Raw genomic sequence first — 25253 nt, forward strand, 5'->3', positions numbered from 1 at the left:
AAATTTGTAGAGCAATAATGCAATAATTAAAATTTATAAAAATGGAAACTAAAGAAAGCCAATTTAGCTCAAAAGATTTTCACAAAACTTTTGCAAGACCAACATTTGTTATGCCTAATAAGCTTATTCACAAAAATGTAGAACAAGCAGGTGAACACGATCAATTTTCAGCAGAGCGTAAACATCCTGTGTTTTTTATTGATCTTCCAAGTAAAAATGTAAGTATGACTGTTGGGGGTTTATTACCTAATCAATTAACTAATCGTCATAGACATACTTACGAAACAATGCTATATGTAATTGAAGGTCATGGATATACAGAAATTGAAGATACTAAAGTGGAATGGAAAGCTGGTGATGCGGTTTACATACCTAGTTGGGCGTGGCACAGACATAAAAATTTGAGTGATTCAGAAAATGCAAAATATTTAGCTTGTGAAAATGCACCTCAACTTCAAAATTTAGGTGTGGCTTTAAGAGAAGAAGAAGGTAGAGATATTTAAAAAAAATAAAATGAAGAACGTTCCGTTTAAAGGCGTTATAGCCTATCCAATCACACCATTTGATGAAAATGATAAAGTAGATATTAATTTGTATAAAGTTTTACTTGAAAAATTGATTGTCACTGAAGCACATGGGGTTGCTCCTTTAGGAAGCGCTGGAGTTATGCCATATTTATCTGATGCAGAAAAAGAAGAGATTACAGAGGCAACAATTAAACAAGTTGATGGTCGTATACCAGTTCTTGTTGGAGTTTCAAATTTAACTACAGCAAAAACTATTGAACATGCAATATTCGCAGAAAAAGCTGGTGCTGCTGCTGTAATGATTATACCAATGAGTTACTGGAAATTAACCGATGAGGAAATTATCCAACATTATGATGCAGTTGCTAGTAAAATTTCAATACCGATTATGGCATACAATAATCCTGCAACTGGTGGTGTTGATATGTCCCCAACTCTGCTTAAAAAACTACTCAAAATTCCTAACGTTACAATGATTAAAGAAAGTACTGGTGATGTACAAAGAATGCATTATTTAAAGAAAGAATTAGGGGATGAAGTTTCCTTTTATAATGGCTCTAACCCATTAGCTTTGGCAGCTTTTGCAGCAGGTGCAACTGGATGGTGTACTACAGCTCCAAATCTAATTCCTAAACTAAATGTTGATTTATACAATGCCATAGAAAATAATGATTTAGAGGAGGCACAAAAAATATTCTATAAGCAAGTGAATCTTTTAAAATTTATGGTTAATAAAGGATTACCAAGGGTTATAAAAGCAGGTCTAGAAATTCAGGGTAAATATGCAGGTTATCTACGAAGTCCTTTGAAACCATTAAGTGATTCTGAAACCGAAGAGCTAAAGATGATTTTAAAAAATATTGAATAATTTTTTTAAAATCTTACTAAATGTTAAGTTTTTAAATAAGAAAGATTTCCTTTTACACTCAAAAGTAATGTAGAAGGAAACTTTTTTAGCTCAAGCAACCAAGATATATATTAATTACAAATCAAAAAATACAATATCATTTAAAAAGTCTTTAATCTCAATTTATTATGTAGATTCTTTTTTGAGAAAAAACAAAAAATTAAAATATTTTAAAGCAAACCAAGACTCTGTGTAAAGGATATTGCCAACACTTTGGGTATAATTATTAGTGTTATTATTTTAAAAGCATATTTTACTTATACTTAATAAAATTCAATTATATATGAATGTATATGACTTAATCATAACTGATAAGAAACAAATGGATTGGGATAATGTACTTATGGATGTACAAAATCGCGAGTCTATCAATCAACTCTTAAAAGAATATAAATATGCGGAGCAGCTAATGTCCTTTGATTTGCCAATCAACAATAAAATTCTATTACACGGTAGTTCGGGTTGTGGAAAAACAACCACAGCAAAGGCTATTGCAAAAGCTTTAGGTAAAAATCTATATATACTTGATTTGAGTAATATCATATCATCAAGAATTGGTGAGACATCTCAAAATTTAAGAAAGGTTTTTGATAAGGTTAAATATGAGAATGCCGTTCTTTTTCTAGATGAGTTTGATCAAATCGGAAAAATGCGTGGTAAGGATGACAAGGATGTTGGTGAAATGAGGAGACTTGTAAATACTTTAATTCAGTTAATTGATTATTTTCCAGAGAAATCTGTGCTTATTGCGGCAACAAATCAATTGGAGATAATTGATAAAGCTGTAATCAGACGATTTCAATGCATAATAGAGTATCGAATGCCAAATAAAAAAGAGTTGAATAAATATTATGATCTCCTACTTCTAAGATTCCCTGATAATCTAAGGAAAGTTCAACGTAAATATAAGATTTCTTACGCAGAGGCAAAAGATTATACTTACACAATAATAAAATCAATTGTTATTAAAGAAATTGAGAATAATTACAAATTATGATAAATAATATGAAATAAAATTAATAGTGGAACTATATAAAAGATTCTTTGTTAGAATTAAAGATCAATAAAAAGTTGATACAAATTATCTATATACCTATTCTATAGTTTTCCACTATAAATATTCAAGCAAAAATGAATTATCAAAAACTCAATTGTTGTATTAAAATTATTTTATCATTTTGTTTTTTAATGTATTTACAAAAAGTACATTTCCTATTCCATTGTATTTGTTAAATTGATCAATGTTTTTTGTTTTAATGCTGCTTTCATGAAACCCTAAAATGGTTAAATCGGCTAATTTTGATGTTTCATTTATCAATTCCACCTTATCTACATTTTCATCAATTGGTAGTACGATGATATTATTAGGTGATATAGGTAAACGTCCTGTTGTTGTAAGTTGAATTAGACTTTCTTTTTCTTTATCTAAATTTGATTTGTCTACTGCTGCGAAAATTTTTATTTCTGCTTTTTTCCAATCGGGATGACCTAAGATGATGTAAGAAAGTAGAATCATTAAATTGGCATTTTCATAGTCTTCTTTTTTAATCCATACGTGTATTTCGTTTCGATATCCAAAATTTCGGTCTGAACTTCCTAAAATACATAAGTCGTAATTTGCTGAAGCGATTAAGTTATAGTTATCAATAACATCTGTTAGCCATTCTGTTGTGCCTTTTTTAAATTCAAACAGCATCATATTATTGTCATGTCCTGATATTCCTGGTTGTTGAATAGCTTGTACAATTGCATTTGTATTTGATGGGCTAATAATTGTTTCTAAAAACACATTTGATTTTGTATTATTAGCCATTTCTATTAGTTTATTTAATTTTTGATCTGCAATTTGTTTTGTTACTTTAGAAAAATAGCCTTGTTCAAAATGGATGTAGGTTCCAAAACCATATCGGTTTGAAATCCATTTCATCATATCAAATGCTGCTAGACGCTCAAAGCTATCTTTATTTAAACAAATAACACCTGGTCTCCAATAGTCATCTGAAATTTCTTTTTCGCTTTTTTGTAAAAATACTTGAAGATTTCTATTAAATTGATGAATAACGCCTTGAAAAATATTGGCCATTCCTTTTTTATTTTCATTATTAAAAGTGATATAAAAGTAGATTCCGACCATTAGTAAAATAGAGGCTACTGCATAAACGGCATTAATTTTAAACATTAAATAAACACATAAAACAGCTCCTAATAGTGATAAGTACCATTTTGATTTAAATGAAGGTCTATAAGATGGGTCTGCTGCGAAGTGTTGCATAAATGATATTAAACACAAAGAGCCATAGGTTACCATAAAGAACATGGAAATTACCTCAGCAACAGCATTTACATCGCCCATTAAAACAAAAGTAAGTGCAATTACACTTGTAATAATCGTTGCGTTTCTAGGTTCATTATTTTTGTCTGTTCCTTTTGAAACAAAATCGTTAACTTTTTTATTAGGAATAACGTTATCTGCTCCAATTGCTTGTAATGTTCTAGGTGCAACCATAAATGATCCTAACGCTGAAGAAATAGTAGCTGCTGCAAGCCCTAATGGAATAATAGGTCCCCATAGTGCTATTTTGCTCATGATAAGCTGATCTGTAATTAAATCTGTAGTTGATGCTGAATAAACTAATTTTAATGCTATAAAAACATAAATTATCATTCCAATTATTGTAGCTGCTAGTGTTCCCATAGGAATTGATTTTTTAGGATCTTTTAAATCTCCTGATAATCCAACTCCTGCTGTCATTCCTGTAAAGGCAGGAAATATAATGGCGAAAACAAAGAAAAATCCTTTTTCAGAGTCAATGTTTTTAAATAAAAGTGAACTGTCATAAGTGTTTGAAAAATCTGTAGAGCCTAGAAAAAACATTACAAGTGATATGAATAAAATGGCAACTACGACATAGAGTGCTTTCATTCCTAAATCGGCTCCTTTTGTAGTCATTAACCAAATTAATAATAATAAGGCTGGAATACTAAATAGTCTATTATCATAAATTTCATATCCAAATTCGTTTGCAATCCATGGTTTTATTGCTTCAAATGATTCTGCAAAAGCAATTATATAAAAGGCAACACTAATAGCTTGTGATAAATATAATGCGAGTCCTATGGAAGACCCTATATTGAGTCCGAATGATCGAGAAATAATAAAATATTCTCCTCCTCCTTCTACTTTTTGGTTTGTTGCAATTTCTGCCAATGCCATTGCAGTAGGAATTGTAACTAAATGTCCTATGATAATAATTAATAATGTACCTAAAAAGCCTACTTCTCCAACTGCATATCCAAAACGCAGAAACATAACTGCTCCTAAAATGGTTGAAATGGCTGTTAAAAAAACGGGTAAAGTCCCGAAATTTGCTTTTACGCTTTGTAATTTATTTTCCATAGTTACGTTATTATTCTTGCAATTTAAAAACAATAGTTTAAAATCTAAAACTTTATACACAAAAGACTTTAGATTAATCCTTTTTTCTTTTTAAAGAGTTCTGCATTTCTTTTTTATTCAAAATTGTGTTTAATTATAACTTGTTGGGTGAAGTTATTTAAAACGTCAATGGTAGTGTTTTTTGTGCAGTAAAGTAGAACAAAATTTATCTATACGCTTCGCTCGAAGTGACCTGTATTAAAAGCCATTTTTAATGAAATTTAATTAATATTAGTCAATAATGTAAGAATCTATATTTTACTACACTTATTGCATTTTCCTGATATTAATCCATTGAAATTTTCTAATGTGTAATTTTTTGGTAACGAAATTGTAATTTCTTTCTTCAAACATTCTACTTTTCCGCATTCTAAACATCTAAAGTGTAAATGATTGTGTTTGTGCTGTTTTTCTGAGCAATCTAAACAGAGTGCAAAATATTGTTTTCCATCATCTGCTACAATTTTATGTACTATTCCATCATTACAAAATTGATTTAAAATACGATATATAGTAGCTCTGTCTGTTTTTGTTGAGAGTTCGGATTGAATCATTTCATGATTTAACGCTGAACCTGAATCTTTTAAAATATCCAAAACATCTTGTTTTGATTTTGTGTTTCTTCTTTTCATAATCTATTAATGCGATTTTGTTGCAATAAATAAAATATCTTTATCTTTGCCTTTAATTAAAGATTAATAATACTCAACAAAATTATGGAAACATTTGTAAAAACAATATTAATTGGGATAGGTGCAACATTTACTATGGATATTTGGGCTTTTTTACTTAAAATTATTTTTAATATTAAATCGTTGAATTATCAATTTGTAGGGAGATGGATAGGTCATTTTCCAAAAGGTAAATTTTTTCATGAAAGTATTGCAAATGCTCAACCTATAGCGAATGAGCTTATTATTGGTTGGCTTGCGCATTATTTAATAGGAATTACTTTTGCTGTACTTTTAGTTAGCATTTATGGTAATACATGGCTGGAAAATCCTACTTTTTTTCCTGCTTTATTAATTGGTATAGTAACAATCGTTGCTCCTTTTTTTATTATGCAACCCTGTTTAGGAATTGGTATTGCTGCATCCAATTTGCCTGATCCTAATATGGCTCGATTTAAAAGTCTTTTAACACATTCTATTTATGGTATTGGACTTTATTTAAGTGCTATATTTTTAAACTATATTTTAAGTGTTTTTAGGGCTGTTTAAAATGACATTAAAAAACCTCAAGCTTTATTCTTGAGGTTTTGTTTTTAAAACTATTTGTTTTTATTGCGCCAATGCTTTGTTTGGTTGCGCCAATGCTTTGTTCGATTGTGCCAATGCTTTATTTGGTTGCGCCAATGCTTTGTTCGGTTGCGCCAATGCTTTGTTCGATTGTTCCAATGCCTTGTTCGATTGCGCCAATGCTTTGTTCGATTATGCCAATGCCTTGTTCGATTGCGCCAATGCTTTGTTCGATTATGCCAATGCCTTGTTTGGTTGCGCCAATGCCTTGTTTGTTTTAGACAAAGCTTTATTTATTTATCTCTTTTTAAATTTTATTTTTGCAATGGCTTTGTATTGAACAGACTTTGTGTTTAATATAGTAGCAATATAGTCTTTTGCTTTATTGGCTATATCTACTAGATTATCTAAATCGTCATATACTATTTGGTTTCTTTCTCCTCTTGCACTGTTTAATGGTATGAATGCATCGGCAACGGCTTGTGTTTTCTGGAGCATTTCTGTTTTTTTGGTTTTATAGGTTGCTATTTGATACTCTGTTTCATTTGGAGTATAATTTGGGGTATTTTCTAATATGGAAATTAATGCATCTAAATTATTGGTTCGCTGGTCGTAACTCATTTGTGAAGTGGAGTGACTGATTTGTTCTTCTTCTGGATTGTTGTTTTTTTTAGTAGGTTTTTTTTTACTCCTTTTAGTTTGCGAACTGCTGTCATGAAATTTTCTAGGTCTGCGTCTGTTACTCCTTCTGTTGCTTTGTAGGCTTTCCTTAGCCTTGTAAGTTGTGTACTTAGAGGCTTAAAGAGTGCTTCTCTTTCGTTTACAGCAGTGGAATATGGGGCTACTAATTTGTTTACATTTTCTTGTTTTTCAAATGCATTTGTGTAAATGGCTTGAAGGTTTGATAAGTGTAGTTTAGGATTGCTAGGGTTATAGAGTGTTCCTAATGCTTCAATGTTTGTGTTTAATAAATTGAGGTTTGCAATGTTTCTTGCGTGCCCTACTTCTGAGGTTGATGCCATAATTTTTACTTTTTAATAATTAAAAATATTAACGAGAAAAAAGAAACATTATTTTTATTTTGTTTGTTTTTTATTACATTTTTAACATTTTTAAACACATTATTACTACAAAATTAACACATTAAACACATGCAACACATTAAGACTACCGCTAGGTATAATTAATTTTTGATGAAGTGTTTTTATCAATGTTTTCGATAGAAAATTGTATCAAAGACAAGGGAAATTTTATTAAAAATGATTCTCGTTTTACTGCACAAAAAGTACTACGATTGCCATTTTTAATAATTTTTCAATAGGTTAAGACTATTTTTAACGAAAGAGATATTTATCTTTTTAGTCTGTTTTACTGATTAGTTCTTGCATTCCATAATATTGAATTGCTTTTTGTTTTAATGGATTAGTACTCCATTCTTCCCACTGATTAGTATATGGATCATAGCCACATTTTAGGGGTTTGGAATATTGGTTTTCGGGATCTTCTATATAAGCACGGCAATCGGTGCAGATATGACGAAATTCACAATCTTTGCAAATGTCTATTTGGTCTTTGGTAATGTTCCAATATTTTTTAAAGTCTTTGTGTTGCAATGCTTCTTCTAGTGTGGTGTTTTTTATGTTACCAAAGCTTTGAGAAATTGCTGGACAATTTTTTATGTTACCGTCTTTATCTATGGCTATTTTTTTGTTTAGGCAGGAGTTGTGATGTTGGGATTCTGTAAAAGATTCTATTGAAGTATTAAAGTAATTATGATGAATTACACCACAATGTATATTATTATTTATTTCTTGTTTAATACCCACAATTGTACCAAATCCATAATCTTGTTCTTGAATAATTTTATTTTTATTAAAAGAATGGAGCGCTACACTTTTAATCTTTTTATTTTCAGAAACCCACTCTTTTAGATCTTCAATAGAAATTTCAGTATCATATTTTATAATAAATTCAACGGATTTAATAAACGAATCGTTAATTATTTTTACAACTGAATCAATAAAATCTAAATCAAACATATCATAACAACGAACCTGAATATGTCTACAATTTACAGGCACAAGAAATTCATTCAATATTTTTTGAAAATCATGATTTGAATTTTTATCATAATCAATAATCACATTTGAAATAATTGAGGGATACTCATAATTTATTGATAAAGGTGGGAAAAGTTTAGATTCTTCTTTAGTACATTCAAATATATACTCTTTCTCTTCAAGAAATTCGATATACTCATTAAGTATTGGGATGCTTTCTTTGTCTAATTGAGTTTTAATACTTTCAAAATCAATTAAATTATCTTCATCAAATAAACTACATAAACTTAAAGGGATGAAATTAAAATTATTTCGTTGTAAATCAACAATTGTAGCTCTATTTTTTCCTTTTACTATAATACAATTAGTAAATAATTTATAATATTTTTTATTCATCTAGTTTTGAAAAATCGATTATTTTAGATATTGCTTTATAGAAATAAGTTGAAGTATGAGTCTTTGTTTTATAATGTCCAAAATTTATAGGATTAGTCTCTATATTATTTTTACCATATATCTCAATTTCCCAAAACTGAGCAATAAATGGGAATTTATTAGCGTCATTTTTTAAACTAACTCTTATTTCCTCCTTTAACTTCTCTTTATCATTCATTTATTAATGTTTTGGCAATTATTTTTTCAATATTATAGTTGCAATTTCTACTTAGCCATTGAAACTGTCCTATAGGATTAACCTCTAAAAAGACATATTCATTATCTAAAGTATAAATCAAATCAAAAGAACCAGAAGTAAGGTCTAAACTCTTCATCATCTTAATTAATTTTTCTTCTATATCTTTAGGTATAGAAAAAGGTATTACTCTATTAGGTTTTTCATAATCGTAATTTCTATAATCGATTTTGGTTTTTTCATTTTGCTGACTAAAAATAGCCATTGAATAAAAAACTTCATTAAGATAAAAACTCCTAATTTCAAACTTTTTAGCAGTGTACTTTTGAAAGAGTGATGGTTGAAATTTTTCTGGAAAGTTATTATTCAAATCTTCTGAAGTGATTAATTGTGTTGATGTAAAAAAATGCACATCATAATCTTCAAATTCATGCTTAGAAAAAGGATTTTGAATAGGTTTTGTTATTATTTTATGATGCTTTTTAACAAACTTTTCTAAATCAAAATAGCTAGTCGTCACCAAAGTTTCTGGAAACTTTAACCCCACTTTTTTACAAACTTCTAATTGTTCTAATTTACCAACCTTATTATCAAAAAATCTATTTATTTGATTTTGACTTTTTTTTACATCTAGATAACTAATAACAGGAAACAAACTATTCTCATAAATACTTTTTTTAAAAAATGAATCATCTTGAAAAAGTTTAAACATTCCTCTTCTATACCAATAACTATCTTTATTAGTAAAAGACACATCGTTAATTTTATATACTATATTCTCATTTGAAAATTCAATTTTTAAGTCTTTAATCAAACAAGCTCCAAAAAGTGTTTCAACCAGACAATTAGGGCTTAAATAATTAATCCACTGTATTACATCATCTGTACTCCTGTCGTCAACATCAGATTGAATAACTATTTTTTTAGTAGTTTTAACTGAATTCAAACTTTTTAATTTATATTGTTTGACACTATTCTAATAGTAAATATTTATTTTATCTACAATTCCAAAAACCCCAAAATAATTTAAAGCCATATTTTTCTTCATATTCTTTCTTTAAAGCATCGTTTTCTAAGGTAGTTATATAGAATTTAGCCCTTAACTCATTAATTTTTTCGTTCATTTTTTTTTGTTCTTTAGTATATGGTGCAAAAATATTATTCATAAAAGGAATTTTTGGTTTGCTACATTCATAAGAACGATACATATTATCATGAAAAAGGGCTACATCACGAGGATGAATATTTCCTTTTTTTATCTCTTTTAACCATATATCTTGCATTTTTTTGTAACCACAAAAATTATGAATCACTACTAAATAAATCATTTTCTGTGATAACAATTTATCATCACTTTTAAAATAATTCAAATTATTTTTTTTAGTACGTTCATAGACATCTTTATAATTAGTCTTTGAATCTTTAAAAACAGTAGAGTCTTGGATTCCTAATAATTTATCTCCTGGAAATCCTTTTTCTCGTATTAATTTTTCAATTTTCTCAAAAGCCTTATCTCTCTTTTTTTCATATACCTTACTATCAGGACTCCATTTATCTACTTGGTCTTGAAAAGCAAAATCATATATTGTATTTAAATACTCTAAATCTAATTTTTCTAAATATTTTTCTTTTCTTTTTTTGTATTCCTGAATCAAATTTTTATCATTTAAAAGCTTTTTTAAATCGGGTTCAAAAAGGCGAATATGCCTAAAATGATCTAATTTTAATCCAAAATCAAACCCTTTTATGATATATTTTTTATACTCTTTTTTGGAGAAATAAGCAATTTGAGCAACATTTATTATGTCTTTTACAAAAACAAATTCAAACTCATGAAATGCTTTATCATAATAATAAAAACAGCTATCTATATTGTTTTCTTTAAAAAAGAAAGCTTCTCCTTTGTTTATATATTCGTGATATTTGGAATAATCTTTATTCTCTTGAGAGTAAAGAGTTAATGAAATAAGGTAAATTAATAAATAAAATTTCTTCATTATTTTTTTAAATTTTAAAATTCTAAGAAACAATAATCATTTTAATATAAAAGTGCTTCTTAGAATATAAATACAGAGCTTATACAAAGACTTAATTTGGTATTAAAGTATGCTTCCAATAATCAACAGCTCCTGGTCTTGGGTTCGAATCTACAAAATGAGTATGAGGCAACTTAGGATCTTTAACTCCATAAGTTTCTACATCAATAGTATCAGTGCCATGATATCGATCATTACGATATGTTGTTGCTTCCTCAGCACCTCCAATTATTTTAATTGCATTTTGCAATTTATTTTCCTTGAACGGTGAAAATTTATCACCTTTTAAACTTTCTAATTTCATAATTATAAATGTATTTATTATAAATACTACAAACATTTAAAGTCAATTGCAGTTTTTGACTATCGTTATAACAATATTTTTTAACTAATAGTAATTGTTGCTACTATTACAGTATTTTCTTTTCCATACTTTATACTTTATATCTGGTAGTCCTATTGCTTTTCGTAAAGAAGCTATTTTCTCAGGGTATAAAATTGATAGTTTCCTGAATTTGTTACTTTATTTAAAGTATATCTATCATAAACTATAGCATAATCTTCTGGAAACATTTTCCCTTGTTTAACACTTTCCAATAAAAAGGGCATTATTTTTTCTAAATAATTATTGTCTTGATGCAGTAATAGTATATGAAAAACAACGACATCTTCAAATTCGTACCCTTTATTGATGCCTAATAATCCATATGAAGGGTATCCGTAAGTAGAAAAAATAGCATCCATTTTTTTTCTATGAGCTATCTTCATCTTTTCTATTTCCACTATTTCATTTTCTACTCCATTTTTTCTAATAAATTGGTCTTCTTTTATCATTTGTAATAATTCATTTCTTAAGCTTAAATTTAATTTTGAATTATACTTTTGAACTAAAGAATCTATTTCTTCGGAAGTTATTTTAGCTATTTTTATTATAGTATCTGTATAGCGATAAGTATCTATTTTAGAATTATCTATAGAACCAAAATTTTCAAATCCATAAATAACTTTTTTTCTAAAGTTTTTAGTGTTTCCAGTCATTACTGCTGAAGCCAAATAATCTCCATATTCTGAAACATATCCTTCTAATGAAATTGGCTCATATCTTTTAAAGACACTATCTAATATTTTGTAAGATTCTTGATAGTTTTCAACTAAAAACAAACTATCTGCTTCATACACTTTTAGATAATAGGGTATATAATTAGCGTCTTTATCTCCTATTTTGGTATAAGTGCTTTTGCAAGAGAATAGAATTATTAATAGAAACAATAGAACTAAAGATTTTTTCACTTTTATTTTTATCATAAGTTTGTACATTTACAAACTTATATATTATTTTGTTTATTGAATAAAAAATTAGCGAATTGAGTTAAAATTTATAATTTATTATATCAAAACTATAATAAATGTTAACAAATACCCGTTATTTCTTGTTTTCCGTTTGTTTTCTTCTTTGCGAAGTACTCGGATATTTTAAAAAAAGAGATTATTTGTATTGCATTTTTTTTACAATTATTATATACAATTATGTGTGTTTTTTATATAAAGTACGATAATCCTAATTAAGGAAAAACAAAAAAATAACTCTATAAATAATTCAGGTACTATTCATTACTTTAATATTCCAGAATTTGTTTTAGAACACTTGGAACTTATTAAAAAAGTGAATAAGAGATTAGAAGAGGAAATCGAGGAATTAAAAGAAAGGTTAATCCATAAAAGTGAATAACAAAGAAACCGTTGTTCAATTCTTAATAACACACAAACCAAATAGGAATATGATCTGAGATATTTCTAGCTTCACGTAAATCGTTAAAATCTTTATAAAAGGGAATGATTCCAAATTCTTTAACCTCAACTGTTTTAGTATTATAAAATATATTATCAAATTCTGAAGCCAAACAATCTTCTTCGTTAATGCATTTTTGACGAAGTGAGGTTTTTTGATTTACAAAAACAGGTTGGTAACCCATTTTTCGCAACGGAAAGAAAACGGTGTGCGATTGTGGACAATTGAAATCACCTATAAACACCAAATTTTTGTTAGGATACAAGGCTGGTAGAAACTTAAAATATTTTATTTCGGTTTCGGGTTGTAGCTTTTTGGTTTTAGCATGAAAATTAACTAGTGTTATTTCTTTTTCACCAAATTTAAAAGTTGCCAAATAGGGTTCTCTTTCTATTTCTTCTACATAGGTTGGTTCCAGAAAAGCTTCTCCTATTTTTTTTACTTTGCTTGGTTTCCATAAGAATGCATAACGTTCGGCTTTATAAGCACTACCCGATGTTGGATTGCTTATTACATAATCCCATTGTGCTCCTTTTCGATTTAGTTCGTCTACTAATAAAGCGACTGTTTTTGCTCCACTTTCGCTTACTACTACTTCTTGCACTGCTACAACATCAAATCCTTTTAAAGTGTTTGCCATATAAATTATGTCTTCTGCTGATTTGGATGTGCCTAAATTTTCTATGTTCCAAGAGCAGATTTTAATTTGACTAAAAGTACACAGACAAAATAGTAGGGCTAAGAAAATAAATTGGGGCTTCATTATGGTTTTTAGATTTTTCGGAAAATACAATTTAATTTTAAAATGGAGTAAAAATTGGTTAATTTTTCACGCTTTTTAAAATTATCTCACCTCTATTTTTGTTGTTTATACCAAATAATACTTGTCAAAAGTAGAAGATTGAATTCATAAATAAAACAGGTAAACTCTTTTACTAAATGATAGGAAAAGTTATTCTACTACAAATTCATATTCTTTTTTATCCTCATCAGTTCCTTTTAATACTCCATATCGTATCCATTGTACGTAGATATCTTTTTCTACTCCGTTTGTATTTGTTATTTTTCCTGCTCCATATTTCCCGCGTACATTTACATTTCCTCTGACTTCGTTACCTAAACTATCTTTACTTATGATATCATAATTATATTCATAATAATCTTGTTTACCTGTTCGATATTTGTATTTATATTGATTATCTATATGATACGTTCGCCTTTCTTCGTTATCAATTTCCTCTATATCGTCTGGTGTAATAGTAGGTGCTTCTTGATAAAACGATTGTAATTGTCTTGTTTCTTCTTTTTCTGGTGGTGCCTGATTGGTTTCTTTGCAGGAAAGGAAAAGAAAAAGGAATAATAGGAGTAGTTTTTTTGTCATAGTTAATAATGTCAAATTATTATTCTGTAGTATTTCATATCTATTTATCTTATTTCAAACTAATAGGAAACTCATTTAAAATCTGTTCCTCAACAGTTTGAATTGGTTCTTGATTTTTTATTTTTTGTATTATAGAAAGCGTCTCTCTATATTCCATAGCTTCAGGAAGCTTTATAAACTCAGCATCAAATCCTAATTGACTAATTTTTTGTTCAATTTCATTAAGTGATACATTAAAAAACTCTTTTCTATAATTGAGCATATTGACTTTTCTGTCTGCAAATGTTTTATGAAGCTCATTTTCTAGTGTTGGAGCTTCATCAGAATAAATCATTGCATGAACATCAAATTTAAAAGGTACTGATGCATCACCCAATTCCTTAACTCTGTCTAGAGGCTCTAATCTTCTTGTCATTCCAATTTTATATACATTCTCACCAAAGGAGCCAATATTTGAAATAATATATACATGTCCTCTCTTTGTTTGTTGAGCCATTGAAAGTGCACGCTCTTTTTTCTCTTGAGCTTCTAAAAGCTCTTTCTCTAACTTCTCAATATGTTCAAGTAATTTATCATGTTTATCTCCAATTGCAGAACCTATCTCTTTCCTAGCTTTATCTAACGCCTTTTTATAATTAATTTCGTCTTTCTCTGCTTCTTTCTGTGCCTGTTCAAATTCTCTTCTTGCTTTCTCTTCTTCTCTTAGCTCTTCCTGTATAGCTCTTAGTTCTTCTTTTTCTTGTTGTCGTTTAGCCTGAAACTCATATTCAAGTATTAATTCTTTAATTTTTAAATCTAGATACTCTTTTTCTATAAAAACAGCCGAATTTTCACCTAACTTATTAATTGCTTCATATGACTTAATGATACGTTCTTTCATTTGATTGACATTATTCCATTTGACTTTTGCAATAAATGAGCTACATTCTCCATTAAAAGCTCTCAAAACAAGTTTTATAAACTTCTTAGTATTTGCTTTACCTTTAGTAACACTACCATCAATAGTCCAATTTATTGTGCATTTGGCAGCTTTTTCTAATCTTACTAATTCTTTTTGTTTTTCTATAATTCCTTGCTGCTCAATTCTATATTGCTCAGACTTATCAAAGTCATAAACTGGTTCATAAATACCAAACTCAATTAAGTCTAACTTTGATTCATAAAGATTTACTTCTTTTCTTAACTTTTTATATGTTTCTAACGCTTCTTTATAATCTGAATTTAAAGTTTCAACTTTAATATCTAAATCACTAATTATTTTTGACTTAGAGTCTATGATTATATTTAATTCATTTTCTTTTTCATTTATAATACTTTTTAATTCTTCCTTTTTATTAATAGTTTCTTCTTCAATATCTATTATTGACTTATATCTATCTAGTTTAGCTTTTAATTCTTCTATTATTAAAAGTTCTCTTTTTTTAAAAAAATCAAATAATCCCATATATTCTATACCTTTTCAATAAAATCTTTAATCACTTTATCCATATTACTTGGTAAAGCCGTTTCTTTAATTTCAAATCGTTTTACTTTCATTTCTTTGAACCAATTACTCCAAAACTCTTTAATTACTTTTCCTTCATAAGGATTTTTAATACTTGGATTGATTCCTAAAACTAAAATTTCAAGATTACTTAAATCATCATTAGCTTTTAGATATCCTATTTTTTTAGCTTCCATACTTTCTTTCCAATTTTTATTGTTTAAACTATATGTACGAATTAATTCAGGCGTTAAATAAGTAGATTGATTATCTTCTTTGAAATTACTATCCTTGTAATAAATATAACCATCTGTAAGAATTACAAGAATATTTCTATGACTGCCTTCAATGCAGTAATCATTAATATTATTCTGAAAAAAATTCCAAATATCAGAACCAATGTATTTACTATCGTTTAATGCTAATGAATAAATTTTTGAAGTTTCTGATACATAAATTGAATTAATAGTATTTATAAATTCCTTAGAAACATTATTTTTATTTACCCGAATTTTTAATTTTTTTGAGATTTCATTTATTTCAGCATTCAACGGATTAGGATTAAAGAAAACTTGAATATTATCATTCATTATGTTTACTCTTTTATTTCTAACATGACTTGAAAATGCTTCAGAAACTGATTTTATATACCCTAAATCTCTGTTATAATATTCCATTGTTGGATTGGAATGTTTAATAGTATCTATTCTATCTGATAAATCTATTAAGATGCTAATATTGTAATTTTTATTCTCTGTTTCATTTGTCAATTTAGCATTTCCTTCTATTGATATAGTGTTTTCACTTTTATCATCAGTTTTGCAAGAAGCTATAAATAAAAATGTAATGATGATAAAAATTGGTTTTAATATACTTTTCATAAGAATTAATTTTTTGAATAAACTAAATGTTGAAAATCAGGATTAATCAAGTTTAATTCCTCTAAATGTTTATTTGCAGTTGCTTCACAGTTATGCAAAAGGAGCTCTTTTTCATTTATAGCTAAAGCAATTTCAGTTCCTATTGCTTGAAACCATCCTTCTTTATATTGGTTATGATAATTTAAATATTCCTTTACCGGAAAAATAAAACCTGCAATTTTTGAATGAAGAATACTTATTTTTCCAGCCTCATCAATAACCTTATTTTTTAGTTCATTAATTTTCTCAATGACTTTTGTTAACTGATTTTCAAGATTTTTAATCTCCTCTTTTTTAGATCTTATAAAAACTTTTATTGCATCTAATTTTTCAAATTCTTTCATTACAAAATCAAATACTAATCCCCAAATTACGTAAACTACAAAACCTGCAAATATGATCATCCAAAACTCTGCTTCCCCAAGTGCAATTTGTAAATTATAAAGTGGTGAATCTGGTGTCTTATTAAAATCATATATTTTCTTTTCAATTATATAAGCTAATAAACCATCAAATAAAAAAGTAAGTGTAAAAAGAGACACCAATCGAATAGTGTTTTTTATCCCCTTCCCTTTCTGAATCATGTGTATTATATAACCTAGTCCCATAAAAACAAAAGGTATAGTAACAACCAGTATTCCTTCTAACCAACTATCATTAAAGGCATTATTAAATGCATCTTTATCAAAAATTGCAGCAGTTAAACTATCGTCTGTAAACTCTTTAAAAAAAGAAGAATAAGAAGCTGAAACATAAAAAACTAAAAGATATAAAGTGATTGGTAGCAATAAGACAAGACCTATATAAAATTGAGCAGTTAGCCCTTTTATCCCATCTAAATACTTTTCTGGATTCTTTCTTACTTCAACAATTTCAAATTTTAACTCTTCAATAGATTTATTTATTTCTTCTTCTTTTTTTTCATGTATAAGTAATCCTGTTTCATATTTTTTTAATTCTATTTTAGCTTTTTCTTGTTCTTCTCTATAAGGTTGTTTTAGCCTTTCCTGTTCGTCATTTTGTTTTCTACACTGATCTTCAAAACTATGGTAAAGATTTTCTAAACAAGCTTTAAAAACTATTGGTCTTCCAGTTGCTTTTACAGAAGCTGCAAAACCACTTTGATAATAGGTTATTCTAATTCTTTCTTTGTCTTCACTGTTTTCATTATTTTCAAAGACAGAATTATTATCAATTGATTCTGCTTTTTTAAGACTAAAAAGTTGGTTAAATGATTTCATAATTACATGTTTAGTTGATTAATAATTTCATCTTTTTTCACTCCTTCTTTAACTGCATTAATAAAATATTCTGCTATTTCATCAATATTCTCTTCTAAGAATTCAAACTTTTTACAATACTTTTTTAAAGTATTTAATTCATCTTCTGTAACTTTTCCATCAGCCCAAATCATACAAGTTAAATCATATAAATATTCAATTCTTGTAGTTATGTTTTTTGGAATTTGTGCATCATGATTAGTTGGACTTAAGAATAATTTATCAAGTTCCTCTTTTGGAATCCCTCTCTCTTCAGCAAATTGATATAACATCTGGAGTTCTAATATATCAAAATCACCATCTGACAATGCCATCTGATATAATCTAATAAAATGACTCTTTAATTCTATAGTTATCATAATTTATTAATTAGGTAAGTTTTCACAAGCTATTCCATCACCATCTGCATCCAAATTCTTATAACAATTTCTGTTACTATTAAATGTAGATTGCGCTTGAGATTGTGTTGAAAAATCTGAGCAATTCTTTGTTGGACAATTTGAAACAATTACTTCATCGGAGTCAGAACTTTCAGAACATGAAGTAAATGAAAAAAGCATGATACAAATTGCAATCAATAAGAAATAACTAGAATTAAAGTTGTTGTTTTTTACTGTCGAATTAAAATGAGTATTTATAACTTTATTCTCTTGGTCATAATATTTTTTACTCTGTTTCATAATATTAAAATTTAATTAAAATTGTCATTATCAGAATTGATAAAGCTAAAAAAAGTAAACAACCACTATTTTCCGCTTTGCCAAAACTCTTTCTATAATTAACTCCCGAAATTCCTGTCCTAACTGAATATCCTTTTGTGCTTACTGAACCTCTCTTAGTTTTTATACTAGGAATAATTCCTGATTTACTAACATTTAAACCTACATTCTTAGTTAGCTTTATTCTTTTCTGAAAACGAAAGCCCATAATTTAGCTAGTATGACAACTATTTGAACACGTTTTACAACCATTTGACTGTAAATATGTTTTCTTAGCTTCTCTAACTGCATCTTTACAATTGTCAAAATCTCCTAAATACTTTCTATTCTCTTCACTTGGTAGATATCTACAGTCTTTAGTATGTACTTCATGATCTCCATTTAATTGTCTGTTTTTGTTTACATAGTACTTCATAATTTTTATTTTTAAATTAATAATATCCAAACTTAAAACCATTACCAATCAATTCCTTACGGAAAACCGTAAAACCAGAAATTATTTTTATAAAGCATAAAAAAACCTATCAGATTTTACAATCTGACAGGTTTATAATGATAAAATTAGTGTTCTTTTTATTACACTAATCCTAAATCTTTTGCCATTGCTATTAAATGTACTGTGTTATTGGCTTTAAAGTAAATTTTTAACTTGCTAATGCGTTTTTCAATAGTACTTTTACTATTAGGTGTTATGCCTAGTTCTTTGAATTTGAATTCCATTTCTTCTTGTGAAACGCCATTGGAAAGCTGTTTTATTAACTCTAAATCATAGTCGTCTATTTCATTATCTGTTTTGTCTTGAAATACATGAGCAATATTTGGAGAAATATATTTTTCTTTTGAATTAAAAACGGTTTGAATTGCTTTTTTCAACTCTGGAATGCTATTTCTTCCTTTCATCACAAAAGCATTAATTTCATAGCTATCGAAAAGGTTTTTTATTCTATATGGTTTATCTTCTATTGAAAAAGCTATAATTTTTATATTAGGTTGTACTATTCTAACGGTTTGTATTAAATCTTCTCCTGAATGAAGTTTAAGTTCATTTTTTCTGTGATCTTCTTTAAATGAAAGATCTGTAATTAGTAAATCATACGGTTCATTGTCTTGTAATGCTTTTCTCATTTTTAATAAAGCATCGTCGCAATATTTAGCATAGTCAATTTGTTCTTCCAGAATATCTAATTCTTTAAGAGCTTGCACAACTGCAAAATTTAATCCATCAATATCTTCGGCAATTATTACTTTTGAAAACATCATAATTTATTATTATTTGGGAAATTCAATATTAATTTTCACTCCTTTGTTTATTTCTGATTCAAAAATAATAGTTCCTTTTATGCTATGAATACGGTTTTCCACATTCTGAAGTCCGTTTTTAGTAATTTTTTCTTTTTCAAATCCTACTCCATTATCTGAATAGCTGATTTGTATGCTTTTTTCTTGTTCTTTAAATCCTATTACAACTACCTCTGCTTTGCTATATTTTTTCATATTGACTAACAATTCTTGCAAAACACGGTGAATTTCAATTTGTTTTTCGGCACTTATTAATTCCCAATTAATTTCATTACTTCCTTTTTTAATGATATTTACTTCGTCCGATTTGTAACTCATTAGCATTTCATTTAATAAATTACCAAAATCTTTTCCTGTTTTTACACCACTGGTTTGCTTGGAAATATTTCGTGCTTTATCATAAATAACATCTAGATCTTGTAATATACTTTCTTTATTGTCTTTGTTTTGCAAATCTTGCGTTTCAATAAAGGTCATGGTATTAAAAACATCATTAGCTAACTCATCGTGTAGTCTTTTGGAAATTCGGGTTTCGGTTGTATAGGCGATTTTCAGCTTTTCTCTTTTATTTTTGGAACGAATTAGGAAAAAGATTAAAGTTGAGATTATCATAAAGAGGATTAAACTAATGCCTAATCTTTCCTTTTGTACTCTTTCTTTTTCTTTTTCTTTTATAGCTTTATCCGAATTATATTTAATATTTGCAAATTGGTTCTTAGCAGTTTGCCTAACAAATTCTATACTGTCTTTTAAAGAACTAAATTTGTGATAATACTTTTTAAATTGCCCTATTTCAAAAGAATTTCTTATCAAAATATCCAATGCTTCTAATCTATCATCTGGACTATTCACTTTAGTAGCAATATTATAAGCATTTAAAGCAAATCTATTCGATTCTGAAGTAATAGAATCTTTAAAAAAACGTGCTAAATGCATTAATGGAGCTAATTTTTTATATTCATCTCCTAAACTATCTCTAATCCTTAATGACTCTGAAATATAATGATAGGCTTTATTTTTGTCTCCATTATTAAAATAAGCAAAACCTAAATTATCAATTATTCGTGCATATTCAACTCTATCATGTTTTAAAGTGTCTAATTTTAGTAATGGCTCAAGAATTTGTATAGTTTTAGGATAATTTCCTTTTTTTAAATAAATTACACCTATATTATTATTTATTATTATTTTGTATTTTTCACTACTAGTATTTTTCAACGATAACCTATAATTTTTTATAGCTTTATCATAGTCTAATTTTTCTTCATATGAAATTCCTAATAGATTATAGAGGTTTGAATTAAATTTTGAATTTTCACTGATTTTTAGTGCTTCTGTTACTGTTTCTTCCACACCATTAAAATCTGATTTTATTTTCTGTATATCAGCTAAGAATAACATTGGATATATTCTATCATTTGGATTATTTGAATTACATATTATTCTAGCTTGATCAAAATAAAAATAGGAACTGTCATAATCTTCAGCCATGAATTTATCGTAGCCTTTCTTTTTTAGAGTTTCATATTCATCCTTATTGTTCAATAAATTATTCTTGAAATTATCACATGAAATGAATAAAAGAAATAAAAATAAAAACGGGAAATGTTTCATAATGAATTGCATTTCCCGAATTTATGAAAATAAATCAAATAAATTACATTTGATTATGGAATTACTGGAGCTGGTGGTGGTGGTGGATTTATCTGTCCATTTTGCCCACCCGTATCATCTCCACCTCCTGAACCATCATCAGCATACTGATTGGTTGTTTCCGAAATATCTTCTGCTGTACATGATGTAAAGCTTACTGAAAATAAAATAACTGCTATAAATAAATATACAACTCTCATTTTTTTATTATTAAAATTTGAACGAATATATTAAAAATTTAACAGCCTTTTACCATACCCTTATGGAATTGTTGGCGCTGGTGGAGGCGGTGGTAATGTTCCTGTTTGCCCACCCGTATCATCTCCACCTCCTGAACCATCATCAGCATACTGATTGGTTGTTTCCGAAATATCTTCTGCTGTACATGATGTAAAGCTTACTGAAAATAAAATAACTGCTATTAAAATATATAATCTATTCATGATTTTAAAAATTAAAAATTTGACATAGGAATAGCTGTTCGAGATTTTCTCGAATTTTGATTATTACAGCTATTGCCGTTAACATTTTGCTTTTGGGAAGTGAGTGAGCTAGAACAGAAAAGTCTTATTTATACTTCCCAGATAAAAATCATAATCTGTTTAGCATCACTTTTTTAGAAGTAGTTTTGTACATTTGTTCTAATCGCGAAATAGAACAAGAACTAATTCTGATGCAAAGATTTGTCAATTTTTTGGCAGTGTTTATACGGAATTCCGAGAATTCCTCTATTTCCTTAAAATGAAAAAGAATTCCTTAAAATTCCGATTAGAATATGGATGAAGATTACTTTAAAAGTTATTTAGATGAAATAAAATCTAAATATGATATTGAAAAAGAAAAGGGGTATTCTACCTACTTATTAAAGCCTACAAGAGCAAAACTTAGAAAGTTATGTGTAGAAAAATTTAGAGAAGATTCAAATATTAATGATTTGAAAATTTTTAATTTTTTTATGTGTTTTGAGTTCAGTATAAACAATTTAAATAAAATCACAGATAATACAGATAAATTTAGACCTATTGAAACCTTTTTTAAAGGAGAAACCATTTTATCTGAGGACGTAAATGGAAGCGCTGATATGGCAGCCTTATTAGTCGATTTTACTCCTAGACCATTTACTAAATATAGGGAAGCAAAAAATACAAAAAAATATAAACCTCGAATAAAAGAGACAGGCAATCCCAAACGCCCTTCTCCTGAAGAATCTCCAATAAAAGATTGGTTAACTCGGAATAAAAACAAAGTAGTAATAGCAAGCAGTGTTTTAGTTTTGGCTTTAGTTTTTTTTGGAATAAATTATTCTATGACAGGAAAAGCATGTATGGAATGGATTGACGATCACTATGAGGTAATTGACTGTGATACTCCTAATGAAGATGGAAACCGATATATTTCGCCTAAAAAGGATGACTCTTTTATAGAAAATTTCAAAAAGGTTATGCCGTGTGACACAACTTCTTACAAAGATAAAAATGGAAATGCTTGTTTGTGGTATGGAAAATCTGCTAGTGGAGACATGGAATTTTTTAATGCTTTACATTATCATCCTGAAACGAATAAAACATTAAAGGAAGTGAGTGATCATATTTTTAGCAACTATATTGAGGGCACTCCTTGTGAATAATATTTAAATATAAAAGCAACAAAATAAACCAATCTACGTGTTTATCTTGTTGCTTTTTTAAAAGTGTGACTTCGGCAGGATTCGAACCTGCAACCAACGGAGCCGAAATCCGTCATTCTATCCAGTTGAACTACGAAGCCTTTTTATTTGTATTGCAAAAATATTAATTTCTATAAGTTAATTGTAGTATATTTTTTATTTTATTAAGGTAGAAATCACAAACAATATTTAATTGTGTTATTGTAGTTAACAATTTTTGTGTAAAGATCACCATGTAACCAATTCATTTTCGACGGCATATCGTACCAAACCTACTACATTTTTTGATCCTGTTTTACAAAACATACTACTTCGATGTGTTTCTATGGTACTTATACTTATAAATAATTTTTCAGAAATTTCTTTATTCGAATATTCTTTACAAATTAAATCTAATATTTCCATTTCTCTTACAGTTAAACAATTAGTTTGAAGGCTACTTCCCGATTTATTATTTATAATTTCCATCATAATAGCAGTAATCTCACTACTGTAATAAGTGCCTCCATTAATTATTTTGTGTATGGCTCTACACAATTCTTGTTTACCCGCAATTTTTAAGATAAAACCTTCTGATCCTGCATTTAAAATACTTTTCACTTCTTTTCTATCACAATCCATGCTTAATACAAGTATTGGAATTTGTGGTTTTTCTTTTTTGATTTTAAGTATTAAATCTACACCGCTAACGTCTGGTAAATTTAAATCTGTAATTAAAAAATCGACTGTAGTATTTAAAATAATTTCTAAAGCTTCTTTTCCTCTAGTTACTGGAGGCAATAAATCTAGTTCTCCATAAGATTCTAAAATTGATTCTAGACCTTCTAAAAATAACATATGATCATCTACTAATAGTGTTTTCAACTTTTTTATATACATAAATTTTAGTTATTAACGCATTCTAAAATAATAAATTAAATAAAAAATAGCAGTATTTAAAAGGGAAGGTTTTATCCATTTTATGTTAAATGATATCTCAAATGTAATGAATATATATTATTTTATTTTATAACATTATTGCAATTTTAAAAGAAATTAGCTCCGTTTATTCATTAAAAGAATATTTTTTTGAATAAGTGTATTGTTAGTTTAAAATGGTATTTTTTAAAAATAACATTTTCTGTCCTATTTTTCTGTTTTTATGATTCTTATTTTATCAAGTATGGAATTACATCATGGAATACCATGAGATAAAATCATGGTTTAACGCTATTTTTTTTGTTATTATAAAATTTGAACTTTACAACTACAAATAAATAATTAAACAATTAAAAACATGAAAAAACTATTTTTAAACAAGCTCAATTTAGTATTGGCTTTAATCGTACTGACGTTTGCAAGTTGTGAAAAGGAGAATGATGGAATTGTTCCAGCACAAGATCAGACTAGTCAATCTATTGAAAATTTAAAGGCAGCCTTATTACCTCCAACTACTCAAGAACTTCCTAAAATTGTTAGTGATCAAATTAATAGTAGTAAAGCTAATCTATTACATTACACAGACAAAAGTATGGAGATTTTAGAAGTTACCGTTTTGGGAACAATTAACACGGCAGATGCATTAAATTTATCAAAAGAAATAATATCTAGTAAAGAAAGTGTAGTGGCTAATGGTGATGTTGCTGAACCATCCTCAATAGTTGCAGGTCCATTAAAAGATTTATACTCTGGGAATGAATTACTAGAAATTCAAGATAATCTAAATGAGGTTGCTACTAATGAGTTAAAAATTAATGACCAAATTCTTGAAATTACTTGGAATATTAAAAACAAAAAAGTTAAATCTTTGTGTTTTTATAGAACTGATGGGATTGTTTGGGACAATGTAATAGGTGGTTTGGTTATTATGGAACAACCACAAATTGAAGAAAGTTCACAAGGTGATTTTCACTCAAAAGTATCTTCTAAATGGAGAAGTCTTACATGGACTGCAAACTGGCTTTGGGGATCAAAAAGAGGTGAAATGGGAGCAAAAATAACAATATACTATTCAAGCTCAAGAGTTACTAATACTGATCGCTCAGATTGGGGGAATATATCATTAGGAAAAGCAAGAAGCGAAAGTAAGATCTTAAATAATACTGGTTCTTATGGTAAAATTAGATACGCATTAGGTCTTTGTACTCCAACAGGTTCTTTAAGTTTTAATAGTAGTAATTTCACAGTTAGTTTTTCTGGACTAGGTAGTAATATTATTGCTAATGGAACTTTAACTTTATATCCATAAT

At 27.8% G+C, this 25253-nt stretch carries 30 protein-coding genes and 1 tRNA gene; 6 read left to right on the forward strand and 25 right to left on the reverse strand.

Annotation, left to right across the window (positions count from 1 at the left end; all coding sequences use genetic code 11):
* Positions 1-41: 41 nt before the first annotated feature.
* The 3 genes from LXD69_RS02000 to LXD69_RS02010 all read left to right on the forward strand — a co-directional run bounded on the left by LXD69_RS02000 (position 42) and on the right by LXD69_RS02010 (position 2431).
* Positions 42-503: a cupin domain-containing protein gene (locus LXD69_RS02000; protein WP_045968811.1), complete on the forward strand. Its 462-nt coding sequence runs from the start codon at positions 42-44 to the stop codon at positions 501-503.
* Between the two features lie 10 nt (positions 504-513).
* A complete protein-coding gene (locus LXD69_RS02005; RefSeq protein ID WP_246917076.1) occupies positions 514-1395 on the forward strand; it encodes a dihydrodipicolinate synthase family protein in 882 nt (293 codons plus the stop codon).
* Between the two features lie 322 nt (positions 1396-1717).
* Positions 1718-2431 carry an AAA family ATPase gene (locus LXD69_RS02010; protein ID WP_246917079.1) on the forward strand — a complete coding sequence of 238 codons (714 nt, stop codon included), beginning with the start codon at positions 1718-1720 and terminating at the stop codon, positions 2429-2431.
* A gap of 168 nt (positions 2432-2599) precedes the next feature.
* On the opposite strand, the gene LXD69_RS02015 is transcribed toward LXD69_RS02010, so the two are convergent.
* The gene (locus tag LXD69_RS02015) at positions 2600-4831 is read right to left on the reverse strand and encodes an APC family permease (RefSeq protein WP_045968817.1); all 2232 of its coding nucleotides are present in this window, start codon (positions 4829-4831) and stop codon (positions 2600-2602) included.
* Between the two features lie 290 nt (positions 4832-5121).
* Entirely contained in the window at positions 5122-5502 is a 381-nt protein-coding gene (locus tag LXD69_RS02020) for a Fur family transcriptional regulator (RefSeq protein ID WP_045968819.1), read from the reverse strand.
* A gap of 84 nt (positions 5503-5586) precedes the next feature.
* Here LXD69_RS02020 and LXD69_RS02025 point away from each other — a divergent pair, with 84 nt between their 5' ends.
* Positions 5587-6090 (forward strand): DUF2938 domain-containing protein, encoded by a 504-nt coding sequence (locus tag LXD69_RS02025; protein ID WP_246917082.1) that lies wholly within the window; start codon positions 5587-5589, stop codon positions 6088-6090.
* A 315-nt stretch (positions 6091-6405) separates the two neighbouring features.
* Here LXD69_RS02025 and LXD69_RS02030 read toward each other — a convergent pair whose 3' ends face one another.
* From LXD69_RS02030 to LXD69_RS02130, 21 genes are all read right to left on the reverse strand, one after another.
* Complete coding sequence (locus tag LXD69_RS02030) at positions 6406-6729, reverse strand: hypothetical protein (protein ID WP_246917084.1); 324 nt, start codon at positions 6727-6729, stop codon at positions 6406-6408.
* Positions 6726-7130, reverse strand: coding sequence for a hypothetical protein (locus tag LXD69_RS02035; RefSeq protein WP_246917087.1), 405 nt, complete (start codon positions 7128-7130; stop codon positions 6726-6728). Before LXD69_RS02035 ends, LXD69_RS02030 begins: the two co-directional genes overlap by 4 nt.
* Before the next feature lie 336 nt (positions 7131-7466).
* Positions 7467-8564 (reverse strand): grasp-with-spasm system SPASM domain peptide maturase, encoded by a 1098-nt coding sequence (gene gwsS, locus LXD69_RS02040; protein ID WP_246917090.1) that lies wholly within the window; start codon positions 8562-8564, stop codon positions 7467-7469.
* A complete protein-coding gene (locus tag LXD69_RS02045) occupies positions 8557-8781 on the reverse strand; it encodes a hypothetical protein (RefSeq protein ID WP_246917093.1) in 225 nt (74 codons plus the stop codon). The genes gwsS and LXD69_RS02045 overlap by 8 nt, the downstream gene beginning before the upstream one ends.
* Positions 8774-9745 carry an ATP-grasp domain-containing protein gene (locus LXD69_RS02050; protein WP_246917096.1) on the reverse strand — a complete coding sequence of 324 codons (972 nt, stop codon included), beginning with the start codon at positions 9743-9745 and terminating at the stop codon, positions 8774-8776. The genes LXD69_RS02045 and LXD69_RS02050 overlap by 8 nt, the downstream gene beginning before the upstream one ends.
* A 49-nt stretch (positions 9746-9794) precedes the next feature.
* On the reverse strand, positions 9795-10796 hold the full coding sequence (locus LXD69_RS02055; RefSeq protein WP_246917099.1) for a hypothetical protein: 1002 nt from the start codon (positions 10794-10796) through the stop codon (positions 9795-9797).
* 91 nt (positions 10797-10887) lie between these two features.
* Entirely contained in the window at positions 10888-11139 is a 252-nt protein-coding gene (locus LXD69_RS02060) for a hypothetical protein (RefSeq protein WP_246917102.1), read from the reverse strand.
* Between the two features lie 173 nt (positions 11140-11312).
* Positions 11313-12140, reverse strand: coding sequence for a hypothetical protein (locus LXD69_RS02065; RefSeq protein WP_246917105.1), 828 nt, complete (start codon positions 12138-12140; stop codon positions 11313-11315).
* A gap of 446 nt (positions 12141-12586) precedes the next feature.
* Complete coding sequence (locus LXD69_RS02070) at positions 12587-13387, reverse strand: endonuclease/exonuclease/phosphatase family protein (RefSeq protein WP_045967539.1); 801 nt, start codon at positions 13385-13387, stop codon at positions 12587-12589.
* A 189-nt stretch (positions 13388-13576) separates the two neighbouring features.
* Entirely contained in the window at positions 13577-14005 is a 429-nt protein-coding gene (locus LXD69_RS02075; protein WP_246917107.1) for a hypothetical protein, read from the reverse strand.
* 49 nt (positions 14006-14054) lie between these two features.
* Positions 14055-15449, reverse strand: a complete 1395-nt coding sequence (locus LXD69_RS02080) for a DUF4041 domain-containing protein (protein ID WP_246917110.1) — start codon at positions 15447-15449, stop codon at positions 14055-14057.
* Positions 15450-15454: 5 nt separating this feature from the next.
* Positions 15455-16369 carry a hypothetical protein gene (locus LXD69_RS02085; protein WP_246917113.1) on the reverse strand — a complete coding sequence of 305 codons (915 nt, stop codon included), beginning with the start codon at positions 16367-16369 and terminating at the stop codon, positions 15455-15457.
* A gap of 5 nt (positions 16370-16374) precedes the next feature.
* Positions 16375-17649 carry an ABC transporter permease gene (locus LXD69_RS02090; protein ID WP_246917116.1) on the reverse strand — a complete coding sequence of 425 codons (1275 nt, stop codon included), beginning with the start codon at positions 17647-17649 and terminating at the stop codon, positions 16375-16377.
* Between the two features lie 2 nt (positions 17650-17651).
* Entirely contained in the window at positions 17652-18047 is a 396-nt protein-coding gene (locus tag LXD69_RS02095) for a hypothetical protein (protein ID WP_246917119.1), read from the reverse strand.
* A 6-nt stretch (positions 18048-18053) separates the two neighbouring features.
* Positions 18054-18368 carry an excalibur calcium-binding domain-containing protein gene (locus LXD69_RS02100; protein WP_246917122.1) on the reverse strand — a complete coding sequence of 105 codons (315 nt, stop codon included), beginning with the start codon at positions 18366-18368 and terminating at the stop codon, positions 18054-18056.
* Positions 18369-18372: 4 nt separating this feature from the next.
* A complete protein-coding gene (locus tag LXD69_RS02105) occupies positions 18373-18615 on the reverse strand; it encodes a DUF4236 domain-containing protein (RefSeq protein ID WP_246917124.1) in 243 nt (80 codons plus the stop codon).
* Positions 18616-18618: 3 nt separating this feature from the next.
* The gene (locus LXD69_RS02110) at positions 18619-18822 is read right to left on the reverse strand and encodes a hypothetical protein (RefSeq protein WP_246917127.1); all 204 of its coding nucleotides are present in this window, start codon (positions 18820-18822) and stop codon (positions 18619-18621) included.
* Between the two features lie 161 nt (positions 18823-18983).
* On the reverse strand, positions 18984-19664 hold the full coding sequence (locus LXD69_RS02115; protein WP_045967535.1) for a response regulator transcription factor: 681 nt from the start codon (positions 19662-19664) through the stop codon (positions 18984-18986).
* A 12-nt stretch (positions 19665-19676) separates the two neighbouring features.
* On the reverse strand, positions 19677-21320 hold the full coding sequence (locus tag LXD69_RS02120) for a tetratricopeptide repeat-containing sensor histidine kinase (protein WP_246917130.1): 1644 nt from the start codon (positions 21318-21320) through the stop codon (positions 19677-19679).
* Between the two features lie 53 nt (positions 21321-21373).
* Positions 21374-21559 carry a hypothetical protein gene (locus tag LXD69_RS02125; protein ID WP_246917133.1) on the reverse strand — a complete coding sequence of 62 codons (186 nt, stop codon included), beginning with the start codon at positions 21557-21559 and terminating at the stop codon, positions 21374-21376.
* 60 nt (positions 21560-21619) lie between these two features.
* The gene (locus LXD69_RS02130) at positions 21620-21802 is read right to left on the reverse strand and encodes a hypothetical protein (protein WP_246917136.1); all 183 of its coding nucleotides are present in this window, start codon (positions 21800-21802) and stop codon (positions 21620-21622) included.
* Positions 21803-22134: 332 nt separating this feature from the next.
* On the opposite strand from LXD69_RS02130, the gene LXD69_RS02135 reads away from it, so the two are divergent.
* Positions 22135-22986 carry a hypothetical protein gene (locus LXD69_RS02135; RefSeq protein ID WP_246917139.1) on the forward strand — a complete coding sequence of 284 codons (852 nt, stop codon included), beginning with the start codon at positions 22135-22137 and terminating at the stop codon, positions 22984-22986.
* Positions 22987-23052: 66 nt separating this feature from the next.
* Here the strand turns inward: LXD69_RS02135 and LXD69_RS02140 are convergent.
* Both LXD69_RS02140 and LXD69_RS02145 read right to left on the reverse strand, forming a co-directional pair.
* A tRNA-Arg gene (locus tag LXD69_RS02140) sits at positions 23053-23126 on the reverse strand.
* A gap of 127 nt (positions 23127-23253) precedes the next feature.
* Complete coding sequence (locus LXD69_RS02145) at positions 23254-23889, reverse strand: response regulator (protein ID WP_161794118.1); 636 nt, start codon at positions 23887-23889, stop codon at positions 23254-23256.
* Positions 23890-24301: 412 nt separating this feature from the next.
* Here LXD69_RS02145 and LXD69_RS02150 point away from each other — a divergent pair, with 412 nt between their 5' ends.
* Positions 24302-25252, forward strand: coding sequence for a hypothetical protein (locus LXD69_RS02150; RefSeq protein ID WP_246917143.1), 951 nt, complete (start codon positions 24302-24304; stop codon positions 25250-25252).
* The last annotated feature ends 1 nt before the right edge of the window (position 25253 follow it).

It is taken from the genome of Flavobacterium sediminilitoris (genome assembly GCF_023008245.1).
GTDB classification, from domain to species: domain Bacteria; phylum Bacteroidota; class Bacteroidia; order Flavobacteriales; family Flavobacteriaceae; genus Flavobacterium; species Flavobacterium sediminilitoris.

Bases quoted from the DNA above. Each gene is read 5' to 3' on its own strand.
- LXD69_RS02095 (WP_246917119.1), bottom strand. From the start codon at position 18,047: ATGATAACTATAGAATTAAAGAGTCATTTTATTAGATTATATCAGATG.
- LXD69_RS02125 (WP_246917133.1), bottom strand. From the start codon at position 21,559: ATGAGAGTTGTATATTTATTTATAGCAGTTATTTTATTTTCAGTAAGC.
- LXD69_RS02035 (WP_246917087.1), bottom strand. From the start codon at position 7,130: ATGGCATCAACCTCAGAAGTAGGGCACGCAAGAAACATTGCAAACCTC.
- LXD69_RS02015 (WP_045968817.1), bottom strand. From the start codon at position 4,831: ATGGAAAATAAATTACAAAGCGTAAAAGCAAATTTCGGGACTTTACCC.
- LXD69_RS02120 (WP_246917130.1), bottom strand. From the start codon at position 21,320: ATGAAACATTTCCCGTTTTTATTTTTATTTCTTTTATTCATTTCATGT.
- LXD69_RS02105 (WP_246917124.1), bottom strand. From the start codon at position 18,615: ATGGGCTTTCGTTTTCAGAAAAGAATAAAGCTAACTAAGAATGTAGGT.
- gwsS (WP_246917090.1), bottom strand. From the start codon at position 8,564: ATGAATAAAAAATATTATAAATTATTTACTAATTGTATTATAGTAAAA.
- LXD69_RS02085 (WP_246917113.1), bottom strand. From the start codon at position 16,369: ATGAAAAGTATATTAAAACCAATTTTTATCATCATTACATTTTTATTT.
- LXD69_RS02110 (WP_246917127.1), bottom strand. From the start codon at position 18,822: ATGAAGTACTATGTAAACAAAAACAGACAATTAAATGGAGATCATGAA.
- LXD69_RS02080 (WP_246917110.1), bottom strand. From the start codon at position 15,449: ATGGGATTATTTGATTTTTTTAAAAAAAGAGAACTTTTAATAATAGAA.
- LXD69_RS02010 (WP_246917079.1), top strand. From the start codon at position 1,718: ATGAATGTATATGACTTAATCATAACTGATAAGAAACAAATGGATTGG.
- LXD69_RS02135 (WP_246917139.1), top strand. From the start codon at position 22,135: ATGGATGAAGATTACTTTAAAAGTTATTTAGATGAAATAAAATCTAAA.
- LXD69_RS02100 (WP_246917122.1), bottom strand. From the start codon at position 18,368: ATGAAACAGAGTAAAAAATATTATGACCAAGAGAATAAAGTTATAAAT.
- LXD69_RS02090 (WP_246917116.1), bottom strand. From the start codon at position 17,649: ATGAAATCATTTAACCAACTTTTTAGTCTTAAAAAAGCAGAATCAATT.
- LXD69_RS02065 (WP_246917105.1), bottom strand. From the start codon at position 12,140: ATGATAAAAATAAAAGTGAAAAAATCTTTAGTTCTATTGTTTCTATTA.
- LXD69_RS02055 (WP_246917099.1), bottom strand. From the start codon at position 10,796: ATGAAGAAATTTTATTTATTAATTTACCTTATTTCATTAACTCTTTAC.
- LXD69_RS02115 (WP_045967535.1), bottom strand. From the start codon at position 19,664: ATGTTTTCAAAAGTAATAATTGCCGAAGATATTGATGGATTAAATTTT.
- LXD69_RS02130 (WP_246917136.1), bottom strand. From the start codon at position 21,802: ATGAATAGATTATATATTTTAATAGCAGTTATTTTATTTTCAGTAAGC.
- LXD69_RS02070 (WP_045967539.1), bottom strand. From the start codon at position 13,387: ATGAAGCCCCAATTTATTTTCTTAGCCCTACTATTTTGTCTGTGTACT.
- LXD69_RS02000 (WP_045968811.1), top strand. From the start codon at position 42: ATGGAAACTAAAGAAAGCCAATTTAGCTCAAAAGATTTTCACAAAACT.
- LXD69_RS02060 (WP_246917102.1), bottom strand. From the start codon at position 11,139: ATGAAATTAGAAAGTTTAAAAGGTGATAAATTTTCACCGTTCAAGGAA.
- LXD69_RS02005 (WP_246917076.1), top strand. From the start codon at position 514: ATGAAGAACGTTCCGTTTAAAGGCGTTATAGCCTATCCAATCACACCA.
- LXD69_RS02075 (WP_246917107.1), bottom strand. From the start codon at position 14,005: ATGACAAAAAAACTACTCCTATTATTCCTTTTTCTTTTCCTTTCCTGC.
- LXD69_RS02030 (WP_246917084.1), bottom strand. From the start codon at position 6,729: ATGAGTTACGACCAGCGAACCAATAATTTAGATGCATTAATTTCCATA.
- LXD69_RS02025 (WP_246917082.1), top strand. From the start codon at position 5,587: ATGGAAACATTTGTAAAAACAATATTAATTGGGATAGGTGCAACATTT.
- LXD69_RS02020 (WP_045968819.1), bottom strand. From the start codon at position 5,502: ATGAAAAGAAGAAACACAAAATCAAAACAAGATGTTTTGGATATTTTA.
- LXD69_RS02045 (WP_246917093.1), bottom strand. From the start codon at position 8,781: ATGAATGATAAAGAGAAGTTAAAGGAGGAAATAAGAGTTAGTTTAAAA.
- LXD69_RS02150 (WP_246917143.1), top strand. From the start codon at position 24,302: ATGAAAAAACTATTTTTAAACAAGCTCAATTTAGTATTGGCTTTAATC.